Annotated in this window: 20 protein-coding genes; 12 read left to right on the top strand and 8 right to left on the bottom strand. The window is 65.9% G+C overall.

Annotation, left to right across the window (positions count from 1 at the left end; all coding sequences use genetic code 11):
• Positions 1-59: 59 nt before the first annotated feature.
• Both GAK28_RS04190 and GAK28_RS04185 read left to right on the top strand, forming a co-directional pair.
• A complete protein-coding gene (locus tag GAK28_RS04190; protein ID WP_291775459.1) occupies positions 60-404 on the top strand; it encodes a 2-hydroxyacyl-CoA dehydratase in 345 nt (114 codons plus the stop codon).
• A gap of 23 nt (positions 405-427) precedes the next feature.
• Positions 428-1,315 carry a bestrophin family protein gene (locus GAK28_RS04185; protein WP_291775456.1) on the top strand — a complete coding sequence of 296 codons (888 nt, stop codon included), beginning with the start codon at positions 428-430 and terminating at the stop codon, positions 1,313-1,315.
• 5 nt (positions 1,316-1,320) lie between these two features.
• Here the strand turns inward: GAK28_RS04185 and GAK28_RS04180 are convergent, their stop codons facing one another.
• Entirely contained in the window at positions 1,321-1,566 is a 246-nt protein-coding gene (locus GAK28_RS04180; RefSeq protein WP_291775453.1) for a hypothetical protein, read from the bottom strand.
• A 143-nt stretch (positions 1,567-1,709) separates the two neighbouring features.
• The gene (locus tag GAK28_RS04175; RefSeq protein ID WP_291775450.1) at positions 1,710-3,296 is read right to left on the bottom strand and encodes an inorganic phosphate transporter; all 1,587 of its coding nucleotides are present in this window, start codon (positions 3,294-3,296) and stop codon (positions 1,710-1,712) included.
• Positions 3,297-3,391: 95 nt separating this feature from the next.
• Between GAK28_RS04175 and GAK28_RS04170 the strand changes: the two genes are divergently transcribed.
• Together GAK28_RS04170 and GAK28_RS04165 are read left to right on the top strand one after the other, a co-directional pair.
• Positions 3,392-3,943, top strand: coding sequence for a CHAD domain-containing protein (locus tag GAK28_RS04170; protein WP_291775447.1), 552 nt, complete (start codon positions 3,392-3,394; stop codon positions 3,941-3,943).
• Positions 3,944-3,964: 21 nt separating this feature from the next.
• The gene (locus GAK28_RS04165; protein ID WP_291775444.1) at positions 3,965-4,216 is read left to right on the top strand and encodes a hypothetical protein; all 252 of its coding nucleotides are present in this window, start codon (positions 3,965-3,967) and stop codon (positions 4,214-4,216) included.
• Here the strand turns inward: GAK28_RS04165 and GAK28_RS04160 are convergent.
• Together GAK28_RS04160 and GAK28_RS04155 are read right to left on the bottom strand one after the other, a co-directional pair.
• Positions 4,188-4,793, bottom strand: a complete 606-nt coding sequence (locus GAK28_RS04160; RefSeq protein WP_291775441.1) for a hypothetical protein — start codon at positions 4,791-4,793, stop codon at positions 4,188-4,190. The genes GAK28_RS04165 and GAK28_RS04160 overlap by 29 nt on opposite strands.
• Before the next feature lie 138 nt (positions 4,794-4,931).
• A complete protein-coding gene (locus tag GAK28_RS04155; protein WP_291775439.1) occupies positions 4,932-6,218 on the bottom strand; it encodes a GTP-binding protein in 1,287 nt (428 codons plus the stop codon).
• A gap of 65 nt (positions 6,219-6,283) precedes the next feature.
• Between GAK28_RS04155 and GAK28_RS04150 the strand changes: the two genes are divergently transcribed.
• The 5 genes from GAK28_RS04150 (at position 6,284) to GAK28_RS04130 (ending at position 13,875) form a co-directional block, all read left to right on the top strand.
• The gene (locus tag GAK28_RS04150; protein WP_291775437.1) at positions 6,284-7,870 is read left to right on the top strand and encodes an alkaline phosphatase D family protein; all 1,587 of its coding nucleotides are present in this window, start codon (positions 6,284-6,286) and stop codon (positions 7,868-7,870) included.
• 188 nt (positions 7,871-8,058) lie between these two features.
• Positions 8,059-8,424 carry a hypothetical protein gene (locus GAK28_RS04145; protein ID WP_291775435.1) on the top strand — a complete coding sequence of 122 codons (366 nt, stop codon included), beginning with the start codon at positions 8,059-8,061 and terminating at the stop codon, positions 8,422-8,424.
• Between the two features lie 74 nt (positions 8,425-8,498).
• The gene (locus GAK28_RS04140; RefSeq protein WP_291775433.1) at positions 8,499-9,743 is read left to right on the top strand and encodes a TolC family protein; all 1,245 of its coding nucleotides are present in this window, start codon (positions 8,499-8,501) and stop codon (positions 9,741-9,743) included.
• Positions 9,740-10,750, top strand: coding sequence for an efflux RND transporter periplasmic adaptor subunit (locus tag GAK28_RS04135; protein ID WP_291775430.1), 1,011 nt, complete (start codon positions 9,740-9,742; stop codon positions 10,748-10,750). The genes GAK28_RS04140 and GAK28_RS04135 overlap by 4 nt, the downstream gene beginning before the upstream one ends.
• Positions 10,750-13,875: a CusA/CzcA family heavy metal efflux RND transporter gene (locus tag GAK28_RS04130; protein ID WP_291775428.1), complete on the top strand. Its 3,126-nt coding sequence runs from the start codon at positions 10,750-10,752 to the stop codon at positions 13,873-13,875. Before GAK28_RS04135 ends, GAK28_RS04130 begins: the two co-directional genes overlap by 1 nt.
• On the opposite strand, the gene GAK28_RS04125 is transcribed toward GAK28_RS04130, so the two are convergent.
• The 4 genes from GAK28_RS04125 to GAK28_RS04110 all read right to left on the bottom strand — a co-directional run bounded on the left by GAK28_RS04125 (position 13,842) and on the right by GAK28_RS04110 (position 18,603).
• Positions 13,842-14,666 (bottom strand): TIGR04325 family methyltransferase, encoded by an 825-nt coding sequence (locus GAK28_RS04125; RefSeq protein ID WP_291775426.1) that lies wholly within the window; start codon positions 14,664-14,666, stop codon positions 13,842-13,844. The genes GAK28_RS04130 and GAK28_RS04125 overlap by 34 nt on opposite strands.
• A 90-nt stretch (positions 14,667-14,756) precedes the next feature.
• Complete coding sequence (locus GAK28_RS04120; RefSeq protein ID WP_291775424.1) at positions 14,757-15,617, bottom strand: aldo/keto reductase; 861 nt, start codon at positions 15,615-15,617, stop codon at positions 14,757-14,759.
• An 86-nt stretch (positions 15,618-15,703) separates the two neighbouring features.
• Positions 15,704-17,989, bottom strand: coding sequence for an ATP-binding protein (locus tag GAK28_RS04115; RefSeq protein ID WP_291775422.1), 2,286 nt, complete (start codon positions 17,987-17,989; stop codon positions 15,704-15,706).
• Positions 17,986-18,603 carry a response regulator transcription factor gene (locus GAK28_RS04110; protein ID WP_291775420.1) on the bottom strand — a complete coding sequence of 206 codons (618 nt, stop codon included), beginning with the start codon at positions 18,601-18,603 and terminating at the stop codon, positions 17,986-17,988. Before GAK28_RS04110 ends, GAK28_RS04115 begins: the two co-directional genes overlap by 4 nt.
• A 383-nt stretch (positions 18,604-18,986) precedes the next feature.
• On the opposite strand from GAK28_RS04110, the gene tviB reads away from it, so the two are divergent.
• The 3 genes from tviB to GAK28_RS04095 are packed head-to-tail and all read left to right on the top strand — an operon-like array spanning position 18,987 to position 22,958.
• Positions 18,987-20,255, top strand: a complete 1,269-nt coding sequence (gene tviB, locus GAK28_RS04105) for a Vi polysaccharide biosynthesis UDP-N-acetylglucosamine C-6 dehydrogenase TviB (protein ID WP_291775516.1) — start codon at positions 18,987-18,989, stop codon at positions 20,253-20,255.
• An 11-nt stretch (positions 20,256-20,266) separates the two neighbouring features.
• The gene (locus GAK28_RS04100; protein WP_291775418.1) at positions 20,267-21,358 is read left to right on the top strand and encodes an NAD-dependent epimerase; all 1,092 of its coding nucleotides are present in this window, start codon (positions 20,267-20,269) and stop codon (positions 21,356-21,358) included.
• A complete protein-coding gene (locus tag GAK28_RS04095; protein ID WP_291775415.1) occupies positions 21,315-22,958 on the top strand; it encodes a GMC family oxidoreductase in 1,644 nt (547 codons plus the stop codon). Before GAK28_RS04100 ends, GAK28_RS04095 begins: the two co-directional genes overlap by 44 nt.
• Positions 22,959-23,284 lie beyond the last annotated feature (326 nt).

Genomic DNA, 23,284 nt, shown 5'->3' with positions numbered 1-23,284 from the left:
ATTTGGAATAGCCAAATCCATGCGACAATGGGGACCTTTCAGCGCCTTAGCCATTAGCGATGAACTCGTCCGGTAAATACGATTTCCGGCAATTCCAGGATGAACTTGCCGCCCTCGATCGACAAATCGCCGATCGCCTGCCCGAGCCGAAGCCCAAGGCCAAGCCCGAGCCCCAGGTCAAACCCGAGCCCAAGCCGCGTGGTCGCCCGAAGAAGGTTGATCCGCTCGCGGGCGCCCGGGAGGAATTCGAGGCCCTGCGCGTGCGCTACAATCTTAGCGTGGCCGATGTGGTCGCATGGTTCCCCGAGGAGGAAGGCATCGCCTATCTCCAGGGTCTGCTTGCCACCGACGTCAAGCCGCGCCGTCGGCGCAAGAGCACGGACGATCCGACGCCGACGGAATAATCCTCTCCGTCACGGCCAGCCCCATGCCCACACGCTCACGCACGCCCACCGTCGCCTCCCTGCTCTTCGCGCTCAACGGCTCGATCGTTCCGGTCATCTGGAAGCGCGTGCTCTACACCGTGGCGCTATCCATCGCGGTCATCCTGGTCGACAGGCATTTCGTTGCGCTGCATATCGGCCTCAACGCGGCGCCCCTCACCTTGATGGGCCTCACGCTCGCGATTTTCCTGGGCTTCCGCAACACGGTCGCCTACCAGCGTTGGTGGGACGCCCGCACGTTGTGGGGCGAAATGATCTACGTGATGCGCAACCTCGCGCGGCAGACGCTCGCCTTCCTGCCTGAAACCTCGGCCGGCGAACGGGCGTCGCTGACAGGGCGACTGATCGCCTTCGCGCACGCGCTGCGACACCATCTGCGTAACAGCGACCCCGCCGAGGAACTCGCGCGCTGGCTTACCCCATCCGAACAGGACGCCACGCTCGCGGCGCCGAACCGTCCCAGCGCCCTGCTTGCCCAGGCTGGCATCGCCTATGCCTCGGCAGCGCGTACGCAGAAGGTGGACCCAATCCTGCTGTCGTCCATCGACACCGAGCTGAGCAAGCTGTCCCATGTGCTTGCCGGCTGCGAGCGCATCCAGGGCACGCCGATCCCCTACGCCTACATCCTGCTGCTGCACCGGACGGTGCACATCTATTGCTTCCTGCTGCCGTTTTGCCTGGTGGGCCTGATGGGCTGGTTCACGCCGCTGGTGGTGGGCGTGCTCGCCTACACCTTCTTCGGGCTGGACGCGCTGGGCGACCAGATCGAAGACCCGTTCGACACGCTGCCGAACGATCTCCCACTGGAGCGTTACTGCGCCACGGTGGAGCGAGACCTGCTGTCACTCACCGGCATGCCCCGGCCGGATTAACGGCCTCAGGCCCTGGCGGAAAACCCCGTCTGCACGTCGAGCAAGGCGGCCAGAAGGTTGAGCGACGCCAGGCCCGTGGGTGCCAGTCGACCAGCGCTGCCGTCGACACAGGGTGCCAGCGCCAGCACGGCGGAGGCGACGTGGTCGAAACCGGCCTCTTCGGCCTGTTCCAGCACCCGACCGGAGAGGAACCGGGCTTCCTCGTGATCGCCTGCGCGCACGGCGTCGACCAGCGACAGTCCGTCGTCCATTACGGGGTGGTTCCGCCAGCTGAGCATCGTCGTCCGGTTCTGCGTGGGGTCCGCGTGGGGACGCGGGGCCGTACGGGGGTGCCCCGTCATCGGCACGAATGATCTCATCCCACGGAAGGGCCTGACAAATTCGGCCCGTTTCCTCAGAAAACGTGCCGCAACAGCCAGAACAGTCCCGCCGCCAGGGCGATCGAGGCCGGAAGAGTCAGCACCCAGGCCATGAGCATGGCGCGGACGGTGCCCCATTGCAGCCCCGACCCGTTCGCCACCATGGCGCCCGCCACGCCCGAGGACAGCACGTGCGTGGTGCTTACCGGCAGGCCGAAACGGTCCGCCGCGCCGATGGTCAGCATCGCCACCACCTCGGCGGATGCACCCTGCGCATAAGTGAGGTGCTGCTTGCCGATGCGCTCGCCCACGGTACGGACAATGCGACGCCAACCCACCATGGTGCCCAGGCCGAGCGCGATCGCCACCGCGACCTTCACCCAGGTGGGAATGAACTTCGTCGCCTTGTCGAGCAGGCCGTGATAGTTGTCCAGCACGGCCTTGTCTTCCTCGCTGAAGGACGGCTGTCCGTTCTTGGCCATGAGCCGCAGCGTCTCGGAAGCGAGGTACATGCTGTTGCGCACGTTGTTGACCTCATGCTGCGGCACATCCGCCAACGTCGGACGATGGGCCACTTGCTGGCCGATCGTGTCGGTAAGCTGGCGCAGGGCCATCACCGTGGCCGGCGTCGCCTGGTGCAACTGGATGTAGTGCTCGATCTCCGCACGCGGCGATGCCACCGGCGACGCGCCGTTCGCGTAACGCGCCAGCGTCTCGCTCGCATGGTGGGCGACGGAGACGAAGCTCTGCGTCTCGCCTGGCGTCACCGCCTTGTTCAAGGCATAGGCGCTCGGCACGGTACCGATCAGGATCAACATGATCAGGCCCATGCCCTTCTGGCCGTTATTGGAACCGTGCGCGAACGACACGCCCGTGCAGGTCAGGATCAGCAGGCAGCGCACCCAGAACGGCGGCGGGCGATCGCCATGCGGCTCGGCATAGAGTTCTGGCGCGCGGACCAGCGCCTTCAGCAGCATCAGCAAACCGAAGGCCAGACCGAAACCGATCAGGGGCGAAAACAGCAACGACTTGCCGACGCTCAGGGCCTGGCTCCAGTCGACGGCGGCGTTGGCGTCGCCCGCCTGCATCATCTGGTTCATGAGGCCCACGCCGATGATCGAGCCGATCAGCGTGTGCGAACTGGACGATGGCAGGCCCAGGTACCAGGTGCCGAGATTCCACACGATCGCGGCGAGCAGCAGCGCGAAGACCATCGCGAAGCCGACCGACGATCCCGCGTTGAGCACCAGCGAGATGGGCAGCAACTGCAGCACCGCATAGGCGACGGCACCGCTGGAGACCAGCACGCCCAAGAAATTCCAGCCGCCCGACCACACCACCGCGAAACTCGCGGGCAGCGAGCGCGTGTAGATCACCGTGGCGACTGCATTGGCCGTGTCATGGAAGCCGTTGACGAACTCGAACCCCAGCGCGATCAACAAAGCGACGCCCAACAGGACGTATTCGAAGGCGGGACTGGCCGGTGCGTCGTTCAGGTCGTGGCCCAGCTGCGAGCCGACGTAGAACAAGGCCGCCAGCATCAAGCCCCCGAACACCGCCAGGCTTGCCAGCCGGCTCCGGGGCGACCCGGGAAGACCTTCACTCAGGACCGTGCTGTTCATGGCATCGCCTCCACCCGTGAGAACCTCACAGGTAACAAGCGAATATGACGAACAAGTGTCATTTTTGCCGGATTGCCGTGCTATGAATGGCGCCCATGACGACGCCCAAGCCATCGCTAGCCGCCGCCCTGGCCGATCTGACCACGCGTGAAGCCCGCCGGGCACTGCGATCGCTGGGTGATGACGGGGACCGACACACCGGCGTCCACGAAGCCCGGAAATCGCTCCGGCGCCTGAAAAGCCTGCTCGACCTGGGTGGCGAGCGATTCGACGCGAATCGCGAACCGATCGTGCGAGGCTTGACCCGGCTGGCCAGCAGCCTGTCCACCCTGCGCGACGCCCACGTGGCGGTCACCATCGCCCGTCACGTGGGCGGCGAGTCGCCCTCGGAGCGCTGGAGCACGGCTATCGCCTGGCTGGAAGCACGACGCGACGCCATGCTCGACGAGGCCCTGCGCAAGGATCCCGGCTTCGGGAAACGGCGTCAGCGACTCGCGGCGATCGGCGCGGCCATCACCGCACTGCCCTGGGACACCGTGGAACGCCCCGACATCGAGCGCGCGCTGGCCCGCTCCGAGCGCCGGGTCGCCAAGGCTGGGGGCAAGGCGGCCACCCAGGCCACCACGGGCAACCTGCACCGCTGGTGACGACGTGCCCGCCGGCTGCGCATGCAGTTCGATTTCTGGCGCAAGGCATTGAAGGCCACCGGCCGTTCCGCCCACCATCGCGCCCATCAGGACAAGGCGGCGCAGGATCGGATGTCCACCTTGTCGGATGCGCTCGGGGCGCGCCAGGACCTGCGTTCACTCCGCAGCGTGCTCCGCTCCCTGGGCGACGCCGAGGCCATCGCGCCGCTGCTCGACGACATCCGGACGGCCTCGCGGGCCGTGCCTAGCGGCAAGTCGCTGGCAGCCGGTTAACCTCGTCGCGGATCTTCATCGCCCCCGCATCCACCGCATCGGTTGATGCATGGCACAGCGCCAGCACCCTCGCCCGCGCCTGGGCCCGCAAGCCCGTGCATTGCCAGGCATACGGCTGGTCCAACGGCAGCACGGCGTAGACGACGCTGCCGCACTGGTCGGTCGCGCGCTCGGCCAGCGAGCGGTCGGCGGCATCCATGGGCGGCGCCGTCAGGGTCGCGTCGAAGTAACTGTCGGGAAAGGCTCGCGCATAGGCATCGGCGTCGATCGTGCGACGGAACGCCCCGATCACGACCGTAAATGGGTTACCGCAGGGCGCACGCGTGGCGAGATCGCGTACCTGGCCGAGGAAGGCCCGGCGCGCCTCGTCGTCCTCACCCAGCGCCTGTCCGGCCCCGGTCAGGACCGGCAGGCGCGCACGGGCTGCCATGCGCCCGAGTTCATGCGCGTGCTCGGGATGGCAGCGGGCGTAGACCGAGGCGGCGACGAGATAGGTCGCGTCCTCGGCGAAGCCCTCGACGTCATCGAGTAATTCGCCCAGATGCGTGGTCGCCGGGCCCTGTGCCTCGATCGTCACCGGTGGCGGTGCTGGCGGTGGCAGAGGGGTTGGCGTCTTTACCGAACCATGGCGCGGCCAAAGGACGACGGCCGCCACCACCAGCAGTATCAAGACACCCGCCGACCACCACGCCGCCCGCCGCCTCCGCATGCCGCCTCAGTCCCGCGCCCAGCGCGGGAACACATCGGGCAGGCCTTGCCATGCGACCGGACCGCGCACCATCTCATCATCGGTGAGCAGGCAGGCGTCCAGCGCACGGCGGACATCCGCCTCGGGTAGGTCCACGCCAATCAGCACCAGTTCCTGGCGACGGTCGCCATAGCGCGGATGCCAGACATCGAGCAAGGCGCGACGCTGTTCCGGGCTCGGCAGCTCCGCCGGATCGGGCGGCGGCACGCGAAGGTCGTCGAGACGGAACGGACGCCGCAGCGCACCCGCGCGCACGCGGCGACGCGACGCCCACCAATGACCTGCCGGCCCGGTTTCCGTCGAACCGCCGGCCACCGCAAGGTTGCCGACCCAGTCCATGCGCGTCGCCAGCCAGAAATAGCCCTTCGCGCGCAGCACGCCCGGCATGCCACGCAGGAGCAAATCCTGCAGGCGGGCGGGATGGAAAGGACGCGAACTACGGTAGACGAAGCTGGTGATGCCGTACTCCTCCGTCTCCGGGGTGTGCTCGCCCATCAGCTCCTTCACCCAGCCCGGCGCCTGCTGTGCCTTCTCGTAGTCGAACAGGCCGGTGTCGAGCACCGCGTCGAGCGACACTTCCCCGAAGGACGCGTCCACGATCTTCGCGTCGCGGTTGAGAGCGTGCAGGACACGGTGCAACTGATGGCGCTCCTGGTTGTCAAGGCGATCGCACTTGTTCACCACGATCACGTCCGCGAACTCTACCTGCTCGGTGAGCAGGTTCACCAGTGAGCGGCCATCGTCGGTGCCGTTGCTTTCACCGCGTGCGGCGAGCGAATCGGTCGAGCAGTAGTCCGCGAGGAAGGCACGGCCATCGACGACGGTGACCATGGTGTCCAGACGCGCAAGATCGGACAGGCTGAAGCCCTGTTCGTCGCGGACATGGAACGTCGCCGCCACGGGAAGCGGTTCGGAAATACCGGTGGATTCAATCAGCAGGTAGTCGAAGCGACCTTCCGCGGCGAGGCGATGCACTTCCTGCATCAGGTCGTCGCGCAGGGTGCAGCAGATGCAGCCATTGGAGAATTCGACGAGTTTTTCGTCGGTACGGCTCAGCTCCGCACCGCCCTCGCGAACGAGGCCGGCATCGATATTGACCTCGCTCATGTCGTTGACGATCACCGCGACGCGGCGGCCTTCGCGGTTGCGCAGCACGTGGTTGAGCAAGGTGGTCTTGCCGGCGCCGAGGAAGCCGGACAGGACGGTGACGGGAAGCGGCTGCCGGGCCGCGGCGATGGCGTTGGCTGGGTTCATGGGGATATTCCGGTGGGGACGTCAGAAATGTTATGTTATAACATCTATTGCAAACCCTACTCCCCATGCGCCAGCCATCGCAAGCGTCGTCCCTGCTTTTCTCCCCGTCGCGCCGTCGACTCCTGAAAGCGGGCCTGTTCGCGGCGGCGGTGGCCTCGCTGTCGCCCGTCGTAAAGGCGGCCGGGCGACGAGTGCTGTTCTCCGACTACCCGTTCAAGCTCGGCGTGGCTTCGGGCAGTCCAACCGCCGACGGCTTCGTCCTGTGGACACGACTCTGCCCCGACCCGCTCCACGGCGGCGGCATGGGTGTCCAGCAGGTGCCCCTACGCTGGGAGGTGGCCACCGACGAGGCGTTCGGCAACGTGGTGCGTTCGGGTACCTGGATGGCGATGGCCGGACTGGCCCACAGCGCCCATGTGAGCGTCACCGGGCTGGCGCCAGGGCGTTGGTACTTTTATCGCTTCCTGGTCGGCAACGAAGTCAGCCCGACGGGACGAACCCGCACCCTGCCCGCTCCCGGGCAGAACGTAGACCGGCTGCGTTTCGCGCTCGCCTCCTGCCAGCACTTCGAGTTCGGCTATTTCTCGGCCTACCGGCACATGCTGAAGGACGATGTCGATTTCGTGGCCTTCGTCGGCGACTACATCTACGAGTACAACGCCGATAACGGCATCGTGCGCCAGCACGCGGCACCCGAGCCGTATTCGCTGGACGCGTACCGAAATCGCTACGCGCAATACAAGCTCGACGCGGACCTCACCGCCATGCACCAGGCGGTGCCCTGGCTGCTCACCATCGACGACCACGACGTGATGAACGACTGGGCGGGCGACGTGGGCGAAGACCTCGACCCGAACTTTCCCGAACGGCGCGGCAACGGATTGCAGGCATGGTTCGAACATCAGCCGCTGCCCATGGAGGCGCTGTTGCCGCAGCGGCGCCTGCAACTTTACGGGTCGACAGGATATGGCGATCTCGCCCGTTTCCATGTGCTGGAGGATCGGCAGCATCGCGACCCGGAGGTCTGTTCCCACGATGGGATGGGGGGCAGCAATTTCGAGGCTACGGATGCGGCGTGTCCGGGGCGGCTCGACAAGAAGCGGACCATCCTTGGCGGCGAGCAGGAGGCATGGTTCGATCGGCAGCTTGGCGCCTCGAAGGCGCGCTGGAACGTGGTGGTGCAGGAAAGCCTCGTGTCGCCATTGCCTAGCCCAGGAAAGAACGGGCCGGAGTTCTTCACCGATGCCTGGGATGGTTACCCCGGTGCGCGGGATCGTCTCATCCAGAGTATTCGCAAGCATCGCGTGGAGAATCCCGTCGTGATCGGCGGCGATTACCACTGCACGATCGCCTGCGACATGAAGGCGGACTACGCGAAGCCCGAGTCCGTCACCATCGGCAGCGAATTCGTCGGCACCTCGCTTACGTCGCCGGGCATGCCGCAAGCGACGCTCGACGCGAAAATCGGTTTCAATCCGCATGCCCGTTTCGGCGACAGCGTCCATCGTGGTTATCTCACTTTCGAACTGCGGCATGACGGCATGGACGTGCAGACTCGTTCGATGGCCGCGATCGACACGCACGACGCGGCATGTACGACGACGAAGCGGTTTCATGTGGAGGCGGGACGGCCTGGCGTGCTGGATGGGTGAGTCGTCGCGAAGACCGATTGCATCGCACTGGGTTCCTGCGTGCGCAGGAACGACGATTGCCTCACCCTCGTCGTTCCTGTGAAAACAGGAACCCAGCGCCCCGGTCCACCAGCACCGCGAGGGCGCCACATCGGCTTTTCGCCAATGAGATTGTCTAACAGCCCCCACGATCCCTAGCATCACGCACCATGTCCACTTCCCCGCCACGCCTGCTCACCCGACTGCGCCGCCATCGCGGCGTGTGGGTGCTTGCGTTGGCCGTGATGTTGTTCAAGGTGGCGATGAGCACATTCTGCGTGCTCGACGGCCCCCGCCCGCTCGCCACGCTTATCGGCGACACGCCGACCATGAGCGCCGTGGCGGACGACGATGGCGACATCTGCGTACTCAACGAAGGCAAGGGCTGCCATTGCGCCTGCGCGCATACGGTCGCCATGCCCGCCTATTTCCAACCGATCCTCGCGGCCATGCCGTCCGCGCAACCGCGCATCGCGTTGCCCGCCACGCCTGCGCCGCATTTCCAGCGCTCCCCGCTACGCCCTCCCATCGCCTGATCGCCTCGCGTTGATCGACGACGACCGCCTGCGCGGTTGCGTCGCCCTGTGATCGCTTTCGGGAGAATCCCCCCATGTTCCAGCTGCGTAACGCGGCCCTGGGCGCCGTGTGCGTGCTCCTGGCCGCGACCGCCTCGGCCGAGACCGTCGCGCCCGTCCCCCTGCGCGATGCGGTGCGCGACCTGTGGGCGGCCAGCCCCCAGGTGCAGGCCGCCAACGCCGAACTGGAAGCCGCCCGCGCCCGTGCGCGTGCCGCCGCCCAGCCGGTGTACAACCCCGCCCTCAACCTCGACGGAGAAAACGCGGATGTCGATCGGCGCACCGCCGGCGCGAGTCTCGCGATCGACGTCACCGGCAAGCGCCGCGCACGCATGGCGGAAAGCGACGCCGGGGTCCGCGCGCAAGAAGCGGCCTACACCTTGCAACGCCGGGATATCGCGGCGCAGTGGTTGAAGGCCTGGTCAGGTGCCATCCTCGCCAGCGCCCAGGGCGACCTCGGCCGCAAGCGCGTCGAACTCATGCGCCGCTTCGACGAACTCGCGGCGAAACGGCTCGCCGTCGGCGACATCAGCAGCCCGGAACGTGACCTGGCCGGCCTGGCCCTCGGCGAGGCACAGGTACAGCAAGCCGCGCTGGAAGGCCAACAGGCCAGCGCCCTCGCCGCGCTGACCGCCCTCGGCGGCGACGATCGCCGCCTGCCCGCGTTGCCGCCCGAACTTCCGCCGGGCTCCGACACCGTACATGCGCTCTCCGCCGACGACCGCCCGGAGCTTCTCCAGGCCCGCGCCGAACAGGAGCGTGCGGAAGCCGGCGTCACCGTGGCCCGTCGCGCGCGCCTGCCCGACCCGACCTTCAGCCTGACGGGTGGACAGGTGCGCAGCGGCCCTCGCACCGACCGCGTCATCGGCGTCAGCGTGTCCATTCCCCTGCCCGTGTTGAACACCGGTCGCGCGGATATCGAGGCCGCACGCGCGGATGCCGACGCCGCCTATGCGAACGGCCGGGCCACCCGTCTGCGAATTGACGCCACGCTGCGCCAGAACGCCCTCAGCTACGACGCCCTGCGCAACGCCAGCGAAGCCTTCCGACGTGGACGTGCCAGCGCCTTCGAAGATCGCGCCAAGACATTGGAGCGCCTGTGGCAATCCGGCGAGATCGGCACGTCCGACTACCTCGTGCAGCTCAAGCAGAGCCTCGACACCGCACTGTCCGGCCTCGCGCTGGAAAGCCAGACCTGGCAGGCCTGGTTCGATTACCTCGCCGCCGCCGGCCGCCTCACCGACTGGATCGACGGTCGACCACAGGATGCTTCCCGATGAAAACGTTCCGCCGCCACCTGCTTGGCCTCGCCCTGTCCATCGCGGTCTTTCCGGCCCTCGCCGAGGAAGCATCGCCATCCAATCCGTTACGCCTGGACGCCGCGGCGATCCGCGACGCCGGCATCGTCCTCGACACGCTCACCGACCGCACGGTCACCGACCGACTCAATGCCCCGGGCGAAGTAAAAGTGGACGCCTATTCCACCGTGCTCGTCTCACCGCGCGTCGACGTCGCCGAGACCCAGGGACAGCTGATCGTCGCCAGCCAGGACTGGAACCGCGTGTCCGTGCTCGGCGAACAGGCTGTGTCCGCCCGTCGCTACAACGAAGCGCTTGTCGCGCGCGACCAGGCTCGGGCCAAACTCCGCGCCTATGGTCTGTCCGACGGGCAGGTGTCGCGTGTCGTCAAGCGCGGCTCCTCGGCCGCCGACGGTAGCTTCGAACTGCTCGCCCCGAGCGCCGGCCGCGTCACCACCGACGACTTCCTGGTCGGCCAGCGTGTGGAGCCCGGGCAGACGCTGTTCACCCTGGTCACCGAAGACACCGTCTGGGTAGAGGCTCGCCTCGCTCCCGCTGCTGCCGAGGAAGTAAAGGAAGGCGATGCCGTCACCGTCCTGGCCCACGGCAACGAGCTGCCCGGCAAGGTGATCCAGCGCTCGCACCAGACCGACGAGAAGACGCGCACCGTCCCTGTCCGCGTTCGTGTCGACAACCGGAAAGACCTGCTGCATCCCGACGAACTGGTCGAGACGCGCATCGCCATCGGCAAGGACACCCGTCAGCTCGCCGTGCCCGCCGAAGCCATCGTGCTCTTGCAGAACCAGCCGACCGTGTTCGTCCGCAAGACGAAGGACGGCCCGTTCGAAGCCGCTCCGGTCGAGACGGGCGAAACCCGTGACGGCTGGACCGCCATCACGCAAGGCCTCTCCTCCGGCACCACCTACGTGCGCAAGGGCGCCTTCGCGCTCAAGGCCCGCATCCTGCGTTCGCAGCTGGGAGAAGAGTGATGCTGCAACGCCTCGTCGCCCTCTCCCTCAAGTACAAGGTGCTGGTGCTGATCGTCTTCGTGGTGATCGGCTTCCTCGGCTTCCAGGCGGTGCGCCGCCTGCCCATCGACGCCTTCCCCGATGTCACTCCCGTACAGGTGAACGTCTACACGGAGGCCCGCGGCCTCGCCGCCGAGGACGTGGAACAACTGCTGACCACGCCCGTGGAATCGGCGCTGGCCGGCCTGCCCAAGGTCGAGCAGATCCGCTCCGTGAGCCTGTTCGGCCTGTCTTACGTGTCGGTCTATTTCGCCGACGACATGGACATCTATTTCGCCCGGCAACTGGTGAACGAGCGCCTGCAACAGGTGGGCGACCGCCTCCCCGCCGGCTACGGCAAACCGGAAATGGGCCCGAACACGTCCGGCCTGGGCCAGGTGTTCTGGTACACCGTGGAGCGCGCGGACGAAACATTGAAGAACGCGCCCTCCGACATGGATCTGCGCACGCTCCAGGATTGGACCGTGCGCCTCATCCTGCGCACGGCCCCCGGTGTGGATGATGTCACCTCCTGGGGCGGCCAGGAGAAGCAGTACCAGGTGAAGGTCGACCCGATGAAGCTCATCGCGCACGACCTCTCGTTCAAGGACGTGATGCAGGCGCTGGAAGCTAACAACGCACAGGTCGGCGGCAACTTCATCGACGTGGGCCGCGAGCAATACCTCGTGCGTGGCCTGGGCCTCGTTCGCGACGCACGCGACATCGGCAACATCGTACTGAAGACGGAAGACGGCACGCCCATCTACGTGCGTGACGTGGCGAGCGTCACGGAAGCCGGCGCGCCGCGCACCGGCGCCGTCACCCGCGACGGCAAGGAAGTGGTGATGGGCCAGGCCCTCGCCCGCATCGGCGAGAACGCCAAAAGCGTGGTCGATGCCGTGAAGGCCAAGCTCGACACCGTGAAACGGACCCTGCCCAAGGGTGTCGAGATCAAGCCGGTGTACGAGCGAACGGAACTGGTCGACGCCGCCGTCGGCACCGCCGTGCGCGCCCTCGTCGAAGGCTCGATACTCGTTGCCGTGGTGCTGTTCCTGTTCCTGGGCGAACTGCGCAGCGCGCTCGTCGTGGTGGTGACCTTGCCGCTGGCGATGCTGATCGCCTTCATCTGCATGGACCAGGCCGGCCTCTCCGCCAACCTAATGTCGCTGGCGGGCCTCGCGATCGGCATCGGCATGATGGTGGATGGCGCGGTGGTGATGGTCGAGAACGCCTTCCGCATCATGGCCGAACGCAAGGCGCACGGCGAACAGGTCGACCGCACGGCCGCCGTGCTCGAAGCCGCGCGCGAGGTGGCCAATCCCATCGCCTTCGCGATCCTCATCATCATCGTGGTCTTCCTGCCGCTGTTCAGTCTGCAAGGCCTCGAAGACAAGATGTTCAAGCCCATGGCCTTCAACATCAGCTTCGCCATGGCCGGCTCGCTGATCCTCGCGCTCACCCTGATTCCCGTGCTGGCAGCGTTGCTGCTCAAGCCCAAGCAAGAAAAGGACACGCGCCTGGTGGCCTGGATCAAGCGGGGCTACGGCCGCCTGCTGGGTTGGGCCCTCGCCCATCGCCGCACGGTGATCGGCGTGGCGGGGGCTGCACTGGTCGGCGCGCTTGCCCTGTTCCCCTTCCTCGGCAAGGAGTTCATGCCCAACCTGCGCGAGGGCGCCATCATGTGGCGCATCACGTCGATTCCCTCGGCCTCGCTGGAGGAGTCCATCGATCTGTCGCGCCAGGTCGCCGAGCGGATCAAGGCGAAGTTTCCCGAAGTGGATACCACGCTGGCGATGATCGGCCGCGCCGAAAAGGGCGAGACGGCGGACGTGAACTACATGGAGGTCTACACACCGCTCAAGCCCAAATCCACCTGGCGCAGCGGCCAGACCCTGGAATCCATCGAGGCGGACATGCAGAAGGAACTGTCCGACGCGTTGCCGACGGCGGTGGTCAGCTACACCCAGCCGATCCAGATGCGCATCGAGGAACTGATCTCCGGCGTGCGCGCCACGCTCGCGCTGAAGATCTACGGCGACGATCTCGGTGAACTGGATCGCCTGAGCGGCAAGATCAAGGACGTGCTGGCCCAGGTGCCCGGCGTAGCCGACCTCGCCCTGGAAGCCAACATTGGCAAGCCGCAGCTGCGCATCGAGGTGGATCGCGAGGCACTGTCCCGGTACGGCCTGAACGCCGACGACGTGCTGACCTTCGTCCGCAACGGCATCGGTGGCGAGGCCGTGAGCACCCTGCTCGACGGTATCCGTCGCTTCGATATGACGGTGCGCCTGGACGATGCGAACAAGGTGTCGCTCACCGCCATCCGGCGCATCCCGATCCGCACGCCAACCGGCGCGCTGGTGCAACTGGACCAAGTGGCGAAGGTCAGCGAGGCGGAGGGCTATTCCTTCATCCGCCGTGAATCGCTGCAACGCTATGCCGTCATCCAGATGGACGTGCGCGGCCGCGACATCGACGGCTTCGTGCAGGAAGCCAATGACCGCATCGCGAAGGAACTGACGATGCCCACGGGCTACTACACCGAATGGGGCGGCGCGTTCGAAAACCAGCAGCGCGCGCTGAAGCGGCTCTCGCTGATCGTGCCGGCCACGATCTTCTTCATCTTCGTGCTGCTCTATACGGCGTTCAATTCCGTGCGCTATGCGGGCCTGATCCTCGCCAACGTGCCCTTCGCGGTGATTGGCGGCGTGGTCGGTCTGTTCCTCACCGGGCAGTACCTTTCCGTGCCATCGGCCATCGGCTTCATCGCCGTGTTCGGCGTGGCGATGCTCAACGGCATCGTGCTGGTGAGCTTCCTCAACGAACAACGGCAGGCCGGTCTTGGCGTGCGTGAAGCCGTGATCCGTGGCACCGCACTGCGCCTGCGGCCCGTGCTGATGACGGCCAGCGTCGCGATCCTCGGCCTGGTGCCGATGCTGCTGTCGTCGGGCGTGGGTGCGGAAACCCAGCGCCCCCTCGCGACCGTGGTGGTCGGCGGCCTCATCACCTCCACGCTGCTCACGCTGGTGCTGCTGCCCGTGCTGTACGACTGGATGGAGCGGCGCCGGGAGGATCAATCGTCGCGGCGGAAGGCGAAGCCGAAGTAACGGTCGAGCGACAGGTCGGGATGGAACGGAATGGTGCAGTGCCGCTGGGGATTCTCCCAGCGGTCTTGCAGGCGGTACCCCAGTGCCGCCAGGCCACCGAGGAAGTCCCGTTCCGCCGTCACCCGGTACGGGCAGCAGGCCACGCCGATGTTCTGCACGGTGAAATACGACTCGCGCATGTGTACCGGTACGGAATTGAGCAAAAGATAGCGAGGCTTGTCGGCAAGCGTGGCCAGTGCTTCAGCCAGGGTCACCCGAAGGTATTGCAGGGAGCCCGCGGCGAAAAGCACGTCCACGCCGGAGGCTCCAACGATGTCGCTGGCGAACCCCAGTTGCCCCCAGGTGTCGTGCTCTCGTGCCCAATGCGCGCCTGCCGCATTCACCGCCGGCACGTCCAGCACCGTCCAGCGCAGCTCGGGCGGGTAGTCCAGGTATCGGCGATAGGCGTAGTACGCGATGCCGATGTGGCCGCCCACGTCGAAGACACCCCGTGCGCCCTCTGCGAAGAAGCGGCCAAGCCAATGGATCATCGGGTAATCGTTGATGAAGACGCGGCGCGTACGCTCACGGTAAAGCTCGGCGGAATCCGCGTTGTCGTACCCGCTGGTCCGCTCGGTGGGGATGCTGGCCTGCGCCTCGTCGAACGAGGCGAACACGCCGCGATAGATATGGTGCGTCAGCGCCGTATGCGCGAAGAACCGACGTGCATAGCGAGCTTCCTGCAAGGCCCGCACGAAAGGAAGGCGGCTGGGCGTACCCTGCCAGATGGGCGTGGCGACCTGGGCGTTCATGGCGATCCCGCGTGCGACGGTAGCAAGATCATGCGACGACGACGGCCCTCCGCCCATACGACGGAGGGCCAGTCCAGGCGGCCTAGGCGATTACTTCGCCGCTGCTTCCAGCGCCTTGAAGTCCTCGTCGGAAAGGCTCAGCGAAGCCGCCTTCACGTTTTCCTCGAGGTGGTCGGGGCTGCCCGTTCCGGGGATGGGCAGCATGACGGGCGAGCGCTTCAACAGCCAGGCCAGCGCCACCTGGCCATCGGTCGCACCGAGCTTGTCGGCGATCTTCGACAGGATCGAGCCCTTTTCGGCGAGCTTGCCAGCAGCCAGCGGATACCACGGAATGAAGCCGATGTTCTTCTTGCCGCAATGGTCCAGCACCTCCTCACTCTTGCGGTTGCCGAGGTTGTAGAGGTTCTGCACCGTGGTCACCGTGAAGTACTTCGAGGCGGCCTCGATCTCCTCGACGTTCACTTCCGACAGGCCCACGTGCCGGATCAGGCCTTCTTTCTGCATCTGTTTGATCACGTCGAACTGCTCGTCGCGGGGCACCTTGGCGTCGATACGGTGCAGCTGCCACAGGTCGATGCGCTCGACGCCCAGGCGACGAAGGCTCATGAGCACGCACTGGCGCAGGTATTCCGGACGGCCCAGCGGAGGCCACACGTCGGGTCCGCTACGGGTCAGGCCAGCCTTGGTCGCCACGACGAGGTTCTTATAGGGATGCAGCACCTCACGGATCAGGTCCTCGCTCACATAAGGACCGTAGCTGTCGGCGGTGTCGATGAAGTTCACGCCCAGTTCGGGAAGCTTGCGCAGCGTGGCGCGAGCCTTCTGCGGGTCGGCGGGATCGCCCCAGATCCCCTTGCCGGTGATGCGCATGGCGCCGAAACCGAGGCGGTTCACCTCGAGATCGCCACCGATTCGGAACGTGCCGCTTGCGGCTGCGTTGATGCCGGACATCGATGTACTCCGTTGCGTGACGGGAAACCCCAAAACACATGGGTACACGCCTGACCGTTTAAAGGGCGTCATGCGGACGCCTTCGTTCAGATCAGGCTTTCGGCGCGAGCGATGGCATCTTCCAGCGCGGAATGATCGCCATGACCGGTCGCGAGCATGGATTCCAGCTCGCCGAGCAACGCGGCGAGATCGGACGCCCCGCAGATGAGGGCCCCGCCGCGCATGCGGTGCACCGCTCGCGCCGCGTCGTGCCTGTCGTCCGCGGCCAGCGCGGCTCGGAGCCTCGTGAGATCCTTTCGCGATTCCTTGCGAAACGTGTCCCGGGCCTGGTCGATGTCGAAGGGCGCGAACAGCGCCGTGCAAAGCGTCGGGATGTCCAGCGGCTTGCCCAGCACGACATCGATGCCTGCCGCCTCGCAGCGGCGCACATGGTCTTCGCCCGTGCTCGCGGAAATCGCCACGAGCTTCGCGGGGGCCAGCGCGTGGCGGGACTCGATCGCCCGCAATGCTCGCGCCACGTCGTAGCCGGGCATGTCGGGCAGCTCGCAATCCAGCAGCACGGCATCGAAACGTTGGGTCTGGAATGCATCGACCGCCGCACGCCCCTCGCCCACGGCTATCACGTCGTAGCCGAGATGACGCAGTTGAGCGGTGAGTACCTGCCGGTTGGCGGGATGATCTTCGACGAGCAGGACGCTGCCTTCGTCATCGAATGCGGAAGGCATCTCCTCCGCCGTGACCGTATCGACCTCCAGCGGGATCAGGCTGGTCGGAAGCACGAGGCGCACCGTGGTGCCCACGCCCACCGCGCTGTTCAGCTCGAGCGTGCCCCCCAGTTGCGTGACGATGTCGCGACAGATCGCGAGGCCCAGTCCGGCGCCGCCCAACTGGCGCGACCGGCTACCGTGCGCCTGGCCGAACGCCTCGAACACGTCGCGCTGGCGATCCTGCGGTATGCCCTCGCCGGTGTCCGACACCTCGATGAACAACCGGCGCACGTGGTCAGCCCCCGAGCCACCGTCGTCCTGCCACAACGCGACACCGACATGGCCTCGCGCGGTGAACTTGACGGCGTTGCCGACAAGGTTGTCCACCACCTGGCGCAGGCGTGGTCCATCGAGCAACAACCAGGGCAACGGACCACGCGGCAGATCGAGCCGGATATCGACGCCCTTCGCCTCAAGGGCGGCCTGATGCGCCTGGAGTGCGTCGCGTGCGATGGCATAGGCGTCGCACGAGGCGAGGTCAGGCGTGAAGCCTGCCGTCTCGTTGCGAGTGAACTCCAGCGCGTTGCGCAATAACCCCTGCAGGTTGCGGCTGCTGGACAGTGCGATGGCCATCAGGTCGTGTTGCGGACCACTGAGCGGCGTACGCGCGAGCAGGTCGATCGACGAGGTCACCGCATTCACCGCGTTGCGCACCTCATGGCTCATGACCGCGAGCAGCATGGTTTTCTGCTGCTCGCTCTTTCGCGACAGCATCTGCGCGCGACGCATCATCAGCAGCGAAAAGATCAGCAGGGTGGAGCCGAAGAGCAGCTGCTTCCAATAGATGGAAAGCACCATCGCGATCGACGGGGCCCTCATGTAGACCGTCTGTAGCCAGTGCTCGACGATGCGCTCGTTGTCACTGTCGGCCACGCCGCTGAGCGAACCCTGTACCAGGGCCAGTAACTCCGGCTCGTCACGACGCACGGCCACCCGTACCGTCACCGGCACGTCGGGAATGTCACCCGCGACATGCAGCACGACGGGGTAGTCACGCCTCACGATCGGATAATAGGAAACGTCGGCGCCAATGGCGGCGTATGCGATGCCGCTCTCCACCGCCCCGAGCACCTGGATGACATCGCCCAAGGGCACACGCTGGATTTCAGGATGTTCGCGGCGCAACCATTCCTCGTAGGCACCTCCCTTGCGAAAGGCGACAGCGCGTCCACGCAGGGCATGCAGGTCGAGTTTTTCGGGGCCGACCGTCCGCGCGATGATGAGTGTGCGTCCCACGTAGAACGGCGTGGAAAGAAGGGTATCAGGACCGGCATCCGTCGCCAGGAGCCGGTCGGTCAGCGAAGGGAGAATGTCCGCCCTACCCTCACGAAACGCCTTGACCGCGTCGTTCCACGAATTCATGTGCATGGGCTCGAACTTGACACCCGAGTTGCGCGAAGCGATCTGCAGGTATTCGGTGACCAGCGGATTGGCCTTGCCGCCGACGACTTCACCGCCGAGCTGGTCGTCCAACGCGACGCGCACCACCGGATGTGCCGCCACCCACCGCCGGATCGCCGCCGCATCCGGCGGCGGTGGCGAGGCGCCCATGCAGGCGGTACACGCAGCCAGCAGAAGGATCGCGCGCGCCACCGTACGTATCACGACGAGCTACCGATACTCTTGAAATGGGGAAGGATCACCTTGAGCAACTCCACGTCGCTGTTCACGCCAAGCTTCTTGCAGGCATTCGACTTCTGGGTGCTGATGGTCTTCATGCTCTTGTTGAGCTGGCTGGCGATCTGGCTCACCGACATGCCTTCCGAAAAATACCGGACGACCTCGTACTCGTTGGGGGAAAGCAGATCAACCGCCGGAAGCTGGACTTCGACGATCTCCGTGTAGGCCGTGTAGATCGCACCTTTGAAGACTTCCCGTATTCCCGTGCTGACCTCCGCCAGGGGGCGGCTCTTCGCCACGAACCCCTTCGCACCGGCGCGTATCAGGTTGCCCACCACGACCCCGTCGTCGTAGGCGGACACGATGAGAATCTTCATTGAGGCGTCTTTGGAGAGCAGCTGCCTGACGAGCTGGACTCCGTCGGCTTCACCGCTGCCCAGGGAATAATCGATCACGGCCACATCGAAGGGGAACCTTTCCAAATTCTCCTTGAACGATTTGCTGGAGCCGTAACTACCGACGACAACCATTCCCTTATCGCCGGCCAGCTCGGCTTCGAGTCCCTTGCGCACAAGCGCGTGGTCATCGAGCAAGGCCACGCGGACAGGGCCGATGTGGGGTCGCGTGGACATGGGCAGGCCGCATAACTGGTTGAACATCGAGGGCCCGGCCGTCATTGGCAGGCGTCACGAACCTTATCGCGGCGCCGTAACAATGTAAACGTCAATCGGGCGTTGGGCCGTCCATACCTCTATCGTTCGGTACCACCCCCGGATTGGCCATTCGGCCAGCGCCATAAGCGGTACAGGCAGGCGCGGGCCGCGTTGCTACGCTTCTTTCGCCCCGTCCCATGGGGTTTTCGATCGCCAACCAGGGGTAGGACGCGCGAATGGACACTGCAAGTCGCCGAACCGAAGGCGGCGCCGCGGCACATGAACCGCGCGCCGGATCGCAACTTTATGTTGCCGAATATCCGCGAACGCTGGATACGGCGAGGATCGGCATCGTCGGTCTTGGCTATGTCGGGTTGCCACTTGCCGTCGAATTCGGCAAGCGATACGCAACCCTCGGTTTCGACATCAATAATGCGCGCATCGACGAACTGCGCAACGGCCATGACGGCACCCTCGAAGTCGACGGTGACGAGCTCGCCGGTGCCCGCAGGCTCCGCTTTTCCTCAGGTATCGGCGATCTCGCAGACTGCGATGTCTATATCGTCACCGTCCCCACGCCCATCGACGACGCCAAACGCCCCGACCTGCTACCTCTGATACGGGCCAGCGAGACGATCGGCAAGGTCCTCAAGCCCGGGGACATCGTGGTGTACGAATCCACCGTCTACCCCGGCTGCACCGAAGAGGTCTGCGTACCTATCCTCGAACGGGAATCCGGCCTGGTGTTCAACCAGGACTTCTTCGCCGGCTACAGCCCCGAACGGATCAATCCAGGCGACCGCGAGCACCGTGTCACGGGCATCCTCAAGGTCACGTCCGGCTCGACCCCGGAAGCGGCGGACTTTGTCGATCGGCTATACCGCTCGATCATCGTCGCAGGAACCCACCGGGCCAGCTCGATCAAGGTCGCCGAAGCGGCCAAGGTCATCGAGAACACCCAACGGGACCTGAACATCGCCCTGGTCAATGACCTGGCCATCCTCTTCAACAAGCTCGGCATCGACACCCTCGAAGTACTGGAAGCAGCGGGCACCAAGTGGAACTTCCTGCCCTTCCGGCCGGGACTGGTCGGTGGCCATTGCATCAGCGTGGATCCTTACTACCTCACGCACAAGGCGCAGCAGGTGGGACACCACCCCGACGTCATCCTGGCCGGACGCCGGACCAACGATGGCATGGGTCCCTATGTCGCCAGTGAGGTCGTATGCCTGATGGTGCGCAAGGGCATCAACCCGGTGGCGGCGCGCGTGCTGGTGCTGGGACTGGCCTTCAAGGAAAACTGCCCGGACCTGCGGAACACGCGCGTGGTGGATATCGTGGGGGCGCTGGACGGATACGGCGTCTCGGTGGACGTGCACGATCCCTGGGTGCATCCCGCGGAAGCCGTCCATGAATACGGCATCACGCCCGTCGCGACACCCGAGCCGGGTAGCTACGACGCCGTGGTGGTGGCGGTCGGGCATCGTCAGTTCGTCGACCTGGGTAGCGACGGCATCCGCGCGTTCGGCAAGCCGGTGTCCCTGCTCTACGACGTGAAGTACGTTCTGCCGCGTCACGCGGTGGACGGCCGACTCTGAGTCACCCGCCCATGAAAGTGCTGGTGACCGGTACAGCAGGATTCATCGGGTCGCATGTCGCCATGCGCCTGCTGGAGCGTGGCGACGAGGTGGTGGGCATCGACTGCCTGTCCGATTACTACGATGTGGGCCTCAAAAAGGCTCGCCTTGCGCGCTTCGCCGATCACCCGCGCTATACGCATGTCCATGCCGACCTGGCGGACCGCGACGCCGTGGCGAAGGTCTTCGAAACGCACAAGCCGCGACGCGTGGTGAACCTCGCCGCGCAGGCCGGCGTCCGTTACGCGGCGGAGAATCCCCACGTCTACGTCGCGAGCAATATCACCGGCTTCCTGCATGTGCTGGAAGGCTGCCGACATCACGACGTCGAACACCTCGTCTTCGCTTCCACCAGCTCCGTCTATGGCGCCGACACGGCCATGCCGTTCTCGGAGAGCCAGTCGACCGAGCATCCGCTGACGCTCTACGCCGCATCGAAAAAAGCGAACGAACAGATGGCGCATAGCTACGCCCATCTCTACGGCCTGCCGTGTACTGGCCTGCGCTTCTTCACCGTATACGGCCCGTGGGGACGTCCGGACATGGCGCTGTTCCTGTTCACCAAGGCCATCCTGGCCGGCGAACCCATCCCTGTGTTCAACCACGGGAAGCACCGGCGCAGCTTTACCTACGTGGACGACATCGTCGAAGGCGTGCTGCGCACCCTTGACCGCGTACCCGCCGCCAACGCGGACTGGGACGGTCACCGGCCCGATCCCGCGTCCAGTGGCGTGGCGCCGTTCCGGATCTACAACATCGGCAACGAAGAGCCGGTGGAGCTGCTGCGTTACATCGAAGTGCTGGAAGCGTGCCTGGGCAGGAAGGCCATCATGCGGATGCTGCCCCTGCAGGCAGGCGATGTTCCCGACACCGAGGCCAGCGTGGCGGCGTTGAAGCACGACACGGGCTACGCCCCGACCGTCGGCGTGCGCGAAGGGGTGAGGCGCTTCGTCGATTGGTACCTGGCTTACTACGAGCCTCATCCCCACAACGACGACGCACCTTTCGAGGAGCCGCTCCGTGATTCTGGATTACCTGGATGGCGACACGCCGTCCGACCATGACGCCGACCTGTGCATCGTCGGTGCCGGCCCCGCCGGCATCGCCATCGCGCGCGCTTTCGCTGGCAGCCACCTTCGCGTCTGCGTTGTCGAAGGCGGCGGCCTGACCGGCGAGGAACGTAGCCAGTCGCTCTACGACGGCCACTCCAGCGGCGACCTTGCGCTCGACGCAGGCACCTCGCGCATGCGCGTGTTCGGCGGTAGCTGCACCCTATGGGGCGGCGGCTGCATCCCCCTTGCAGACAGCGACATGGCACCGCGCGACTGGGTCCCCGACAGCGGCTGGCCGCTGCGCTACGACGACCTTGCGCCTTGGTACGAGCGTGCCCGCGAGTTCTGCCGGATCGAACCCAACCACGGTTTCGGTCCCGGCGCGTTCGATGGGCCGACGCCGCGACCGCCGCTCGACCTCGATCCGGAACATCTGGCCAACTACACCTTCGCCCGCAGTCCCATCACGTTCGGCGAGGCCTATCGCGACGAGCTGGGCGGCCTGCCCAACGTCACCGTCCTGCTGCATGCCAATGCGATGGCGCTGGAATCCAACGACACGGCCACCGAAGTGACCGGGCTACGTATCGGTACGCCCGAGGGGCGTCGCGGCCGCGTGCGTGCACGTCATTACGTGCTGGCCGCCGGCGGCATCGAGAACGCCCGCATCCTGCTGCTATCCGACGAGGTCGCGCCACACGGCCTCGGCAATGATCGTGATCTCGTGGGCCGTTACTTCATGGATCATCCCAGCGGACGCATCGGCACGGTACGTTCCCGTACGCCGGACCGCCTCACCCGTCCTTATGAACGGACCATCGGCAAGGTGCGCGCACCGCTGGCCAGTGAGATCGGCCTGGCCATGTCCGCACAGCGCCGGCACCGCGTGCTGAATGGGCGCGTGCACCCCTTTGCCGTGGAAGGCGACGTACCCACGGGGATTCGCGCGCTTCGCGATGTCCGTGCCGCGCTGCGGCCGCCCACGCGCGACGAAGGTGCCTTGCTCGAAGCACGCCTGTGCGCCGCGTTGCAGAACGGACCGACGGGGACAGTGGCCGTGCCGCAAGGCCTTGCCATCAGCGCAGTCCGACTGGGCCTGCATATCGGCGACGTCGTGCGCGCCGTGGCGCAGAAGATCGGCGATCGCCCGACGGTACGCAGCGAGCGCGTCGACCTGGTCGGTTTCTTCGAACAGGCGCCCAATCGCGATAGTCGCGTCGTGCTGGACGAGAGGCGCGATACGCTCGGCTTACGCAAGGTCCGTATCGACTGGCGCCTCACCGACCTCGATCGCCACACCTGGCGCACCCTTACCGCCCTCAGCGGCCAACGCCTGGCCGACGCCTGCGGCGGGCAGTTCGAGGCCTCGCCCTGGGTGGACGACGACCGCCTCACCCCCGAGGTGCACGGCACCGCGCATCACATGGGCAGCACGCGCATGGCGACCTCGCCCGACCAGGGTGTCGTCGATCCGAACGGCAAGGTCCACGGCATCGCCAACCTGCATGTCGCGGGCAGTTCGGTGTTTCCGACCGGAGGCTGGGCGTTCCCCACCTTCACCCTGATCGCGCTGAGCCTCCGGTTGGCGGAGCAGCTGCGCGATCTGCTGTGACTGCTTCTCTCGCGATAGCCGACTTCTTCGCACTGGGTTGCTGCGTGCTCAGGAACGACACATGACCTCACGTCGTTCCTGTGAAAACAGGAACCCAGCGCCCCGGTTCACCAGTACCGCGACGCCGTTGCATCGGCTTTGGCGTAGGAAGGTCCCTCGCGACAACCGATCGCCTCGCGCTGGGTTCCTGCGTGCGCAGGAACGACGCATCACCTCACGTCGTTCCTGTGAAAACAGGAACCCAGCGCCCCGGTTCACCAGCACCACGAAAGCGTCGCATCGGCTTTTCGCCTCAGTGGCACATCCCTGTTACACCCTATCGGCCT

The sequence above is a fragment of the Luteibacter sp. genome, assembly GCF_009912395.1.
Lineage (GTDB): Bacteria > Pseudomonadota > Gammaproteobacteria > Xanthomonadales > Rhodanobacteraceae > Luteibacter.
Note: the sequence above shows the minus strand (reverse complement) of the source record. Positions and strands in the feature narration are given on the sequence as shown.

What these genes read in the sequence shown, in the direction of transcription:
- GAK28_RS04190 (WP_291775459.1), top strand. Translation starts at nt 60, where the DNA reads ATGAACTCGTCCGGTAAATACGATTTCCGGCAATTCCAGGATGAACTT.
- GAK28_RS04185 (WP_291775456.1), top strand. Translation starts at nt 428, where the DNA reads ATGCCCACACGCTCACGCACGCCCACCGTCGCCTCCCTGCTCTTCGCG.
- GAK28_RS04180 (WP_291775453.1), bottom strand. Translation starts at nt 1,566, where the DNA reads ATGGACGACGGACTGTCGCTGGTCGACGCCGTGCGCGCAGGCGATCAC.
- GAK28_RS04175 (WP_291775450.1), bottom strand. Translation starts at nt 3,296, where the DNA reads ATGAACAGCACGGTCCTGAGTGAAGGTCTTCCCGGGTCGCCCCGGAGC.
- GAK28_RS04170 (WP_291775447.1), top strand. Translation starts at nt 3,392, where the DNA reads ATGACGACGCCCAAGCCATCGCTAGCCGCCGCCCTGGCCGATCTGACC.
- GAK28_RS04165 (WP_291775444.1), top strand. Translation starts at nt 3,965, where the DNA reads ATGCAGTTCGATTTCTGGCGCAAGGCATTGAAGGCCACCGGCCGTTCC.
- GAK28_RS04155 (WP_291775439.1), bottom strand. Translation starts at nt 6,218, where the DNA reads ATGAACCCAGCCAACGCCATCGCCGCGGCCCGGCAGCCGCTTCCCGTC.
- GAK28_RS04150 (WP_291775437.1), top strand. Translation starts at nt 6,284, where the DNA reads ATGCGCCAGCCATCGCAAGCGTCGTCCCTGCTTTTCTCCCCGTCGCGC.
- GAK28_RS04145 (WP_291775435.1), top strand. Translation starts at nt 8,059, where the DNA reads ATGTCCACTTCCCCGCCACGCCTGCTCACCCGACTGCGCCGCCATCGC.
- GAK28_RS04140 (WP_291775433.1), top strand. Translation starts at nt 8,499, where the DNA reads ATGTTCCAGCTGCGTAACGCGGCCCTGGGCGCCGTGTGCGTGCTCCTG.
- GAK28_RS04135 (WP_291775430.1), top strand. Translation starts at nt 9,740, where the DNA reads ATGAAAACGTTCCGCCGCCACCTGCTTGGCCTCGCCCTGTCCATCGCG.
- GAK28_RS04130 (WP_291775428.1), top strand. Translation starts at nt 10,750, where the DNA reads ATGCTGCAACGCCTCGTCGCCCTCTCCCTCAAGTACAAGGTGCTGGTG.
- GAK28_RS04125 (WP_291775426.1), bottom strand. Translation starts at nt 14,666, where the DNA reads ATGAACGCCCAGGTCGCCACGCCCATCTGGCAGGGTACGCCCAGCCGC.
- GAK28_RS04120 (WP_291775424.1), bottom strand. Translation starts at nt 15,617, where the DNA reads ATGTCCGGCATCAACGCAGCCGCAAGCGGCACGTTCCGAATCGGTGGC.
- GAK28_RS04100 (WP_291775418.1), top strand. Translation starts at nt 20,267, where the DNA reads ATGAAAGTGCTGGTGACCGGTACAGCAGGATTCATCGGGTCGCATGTC.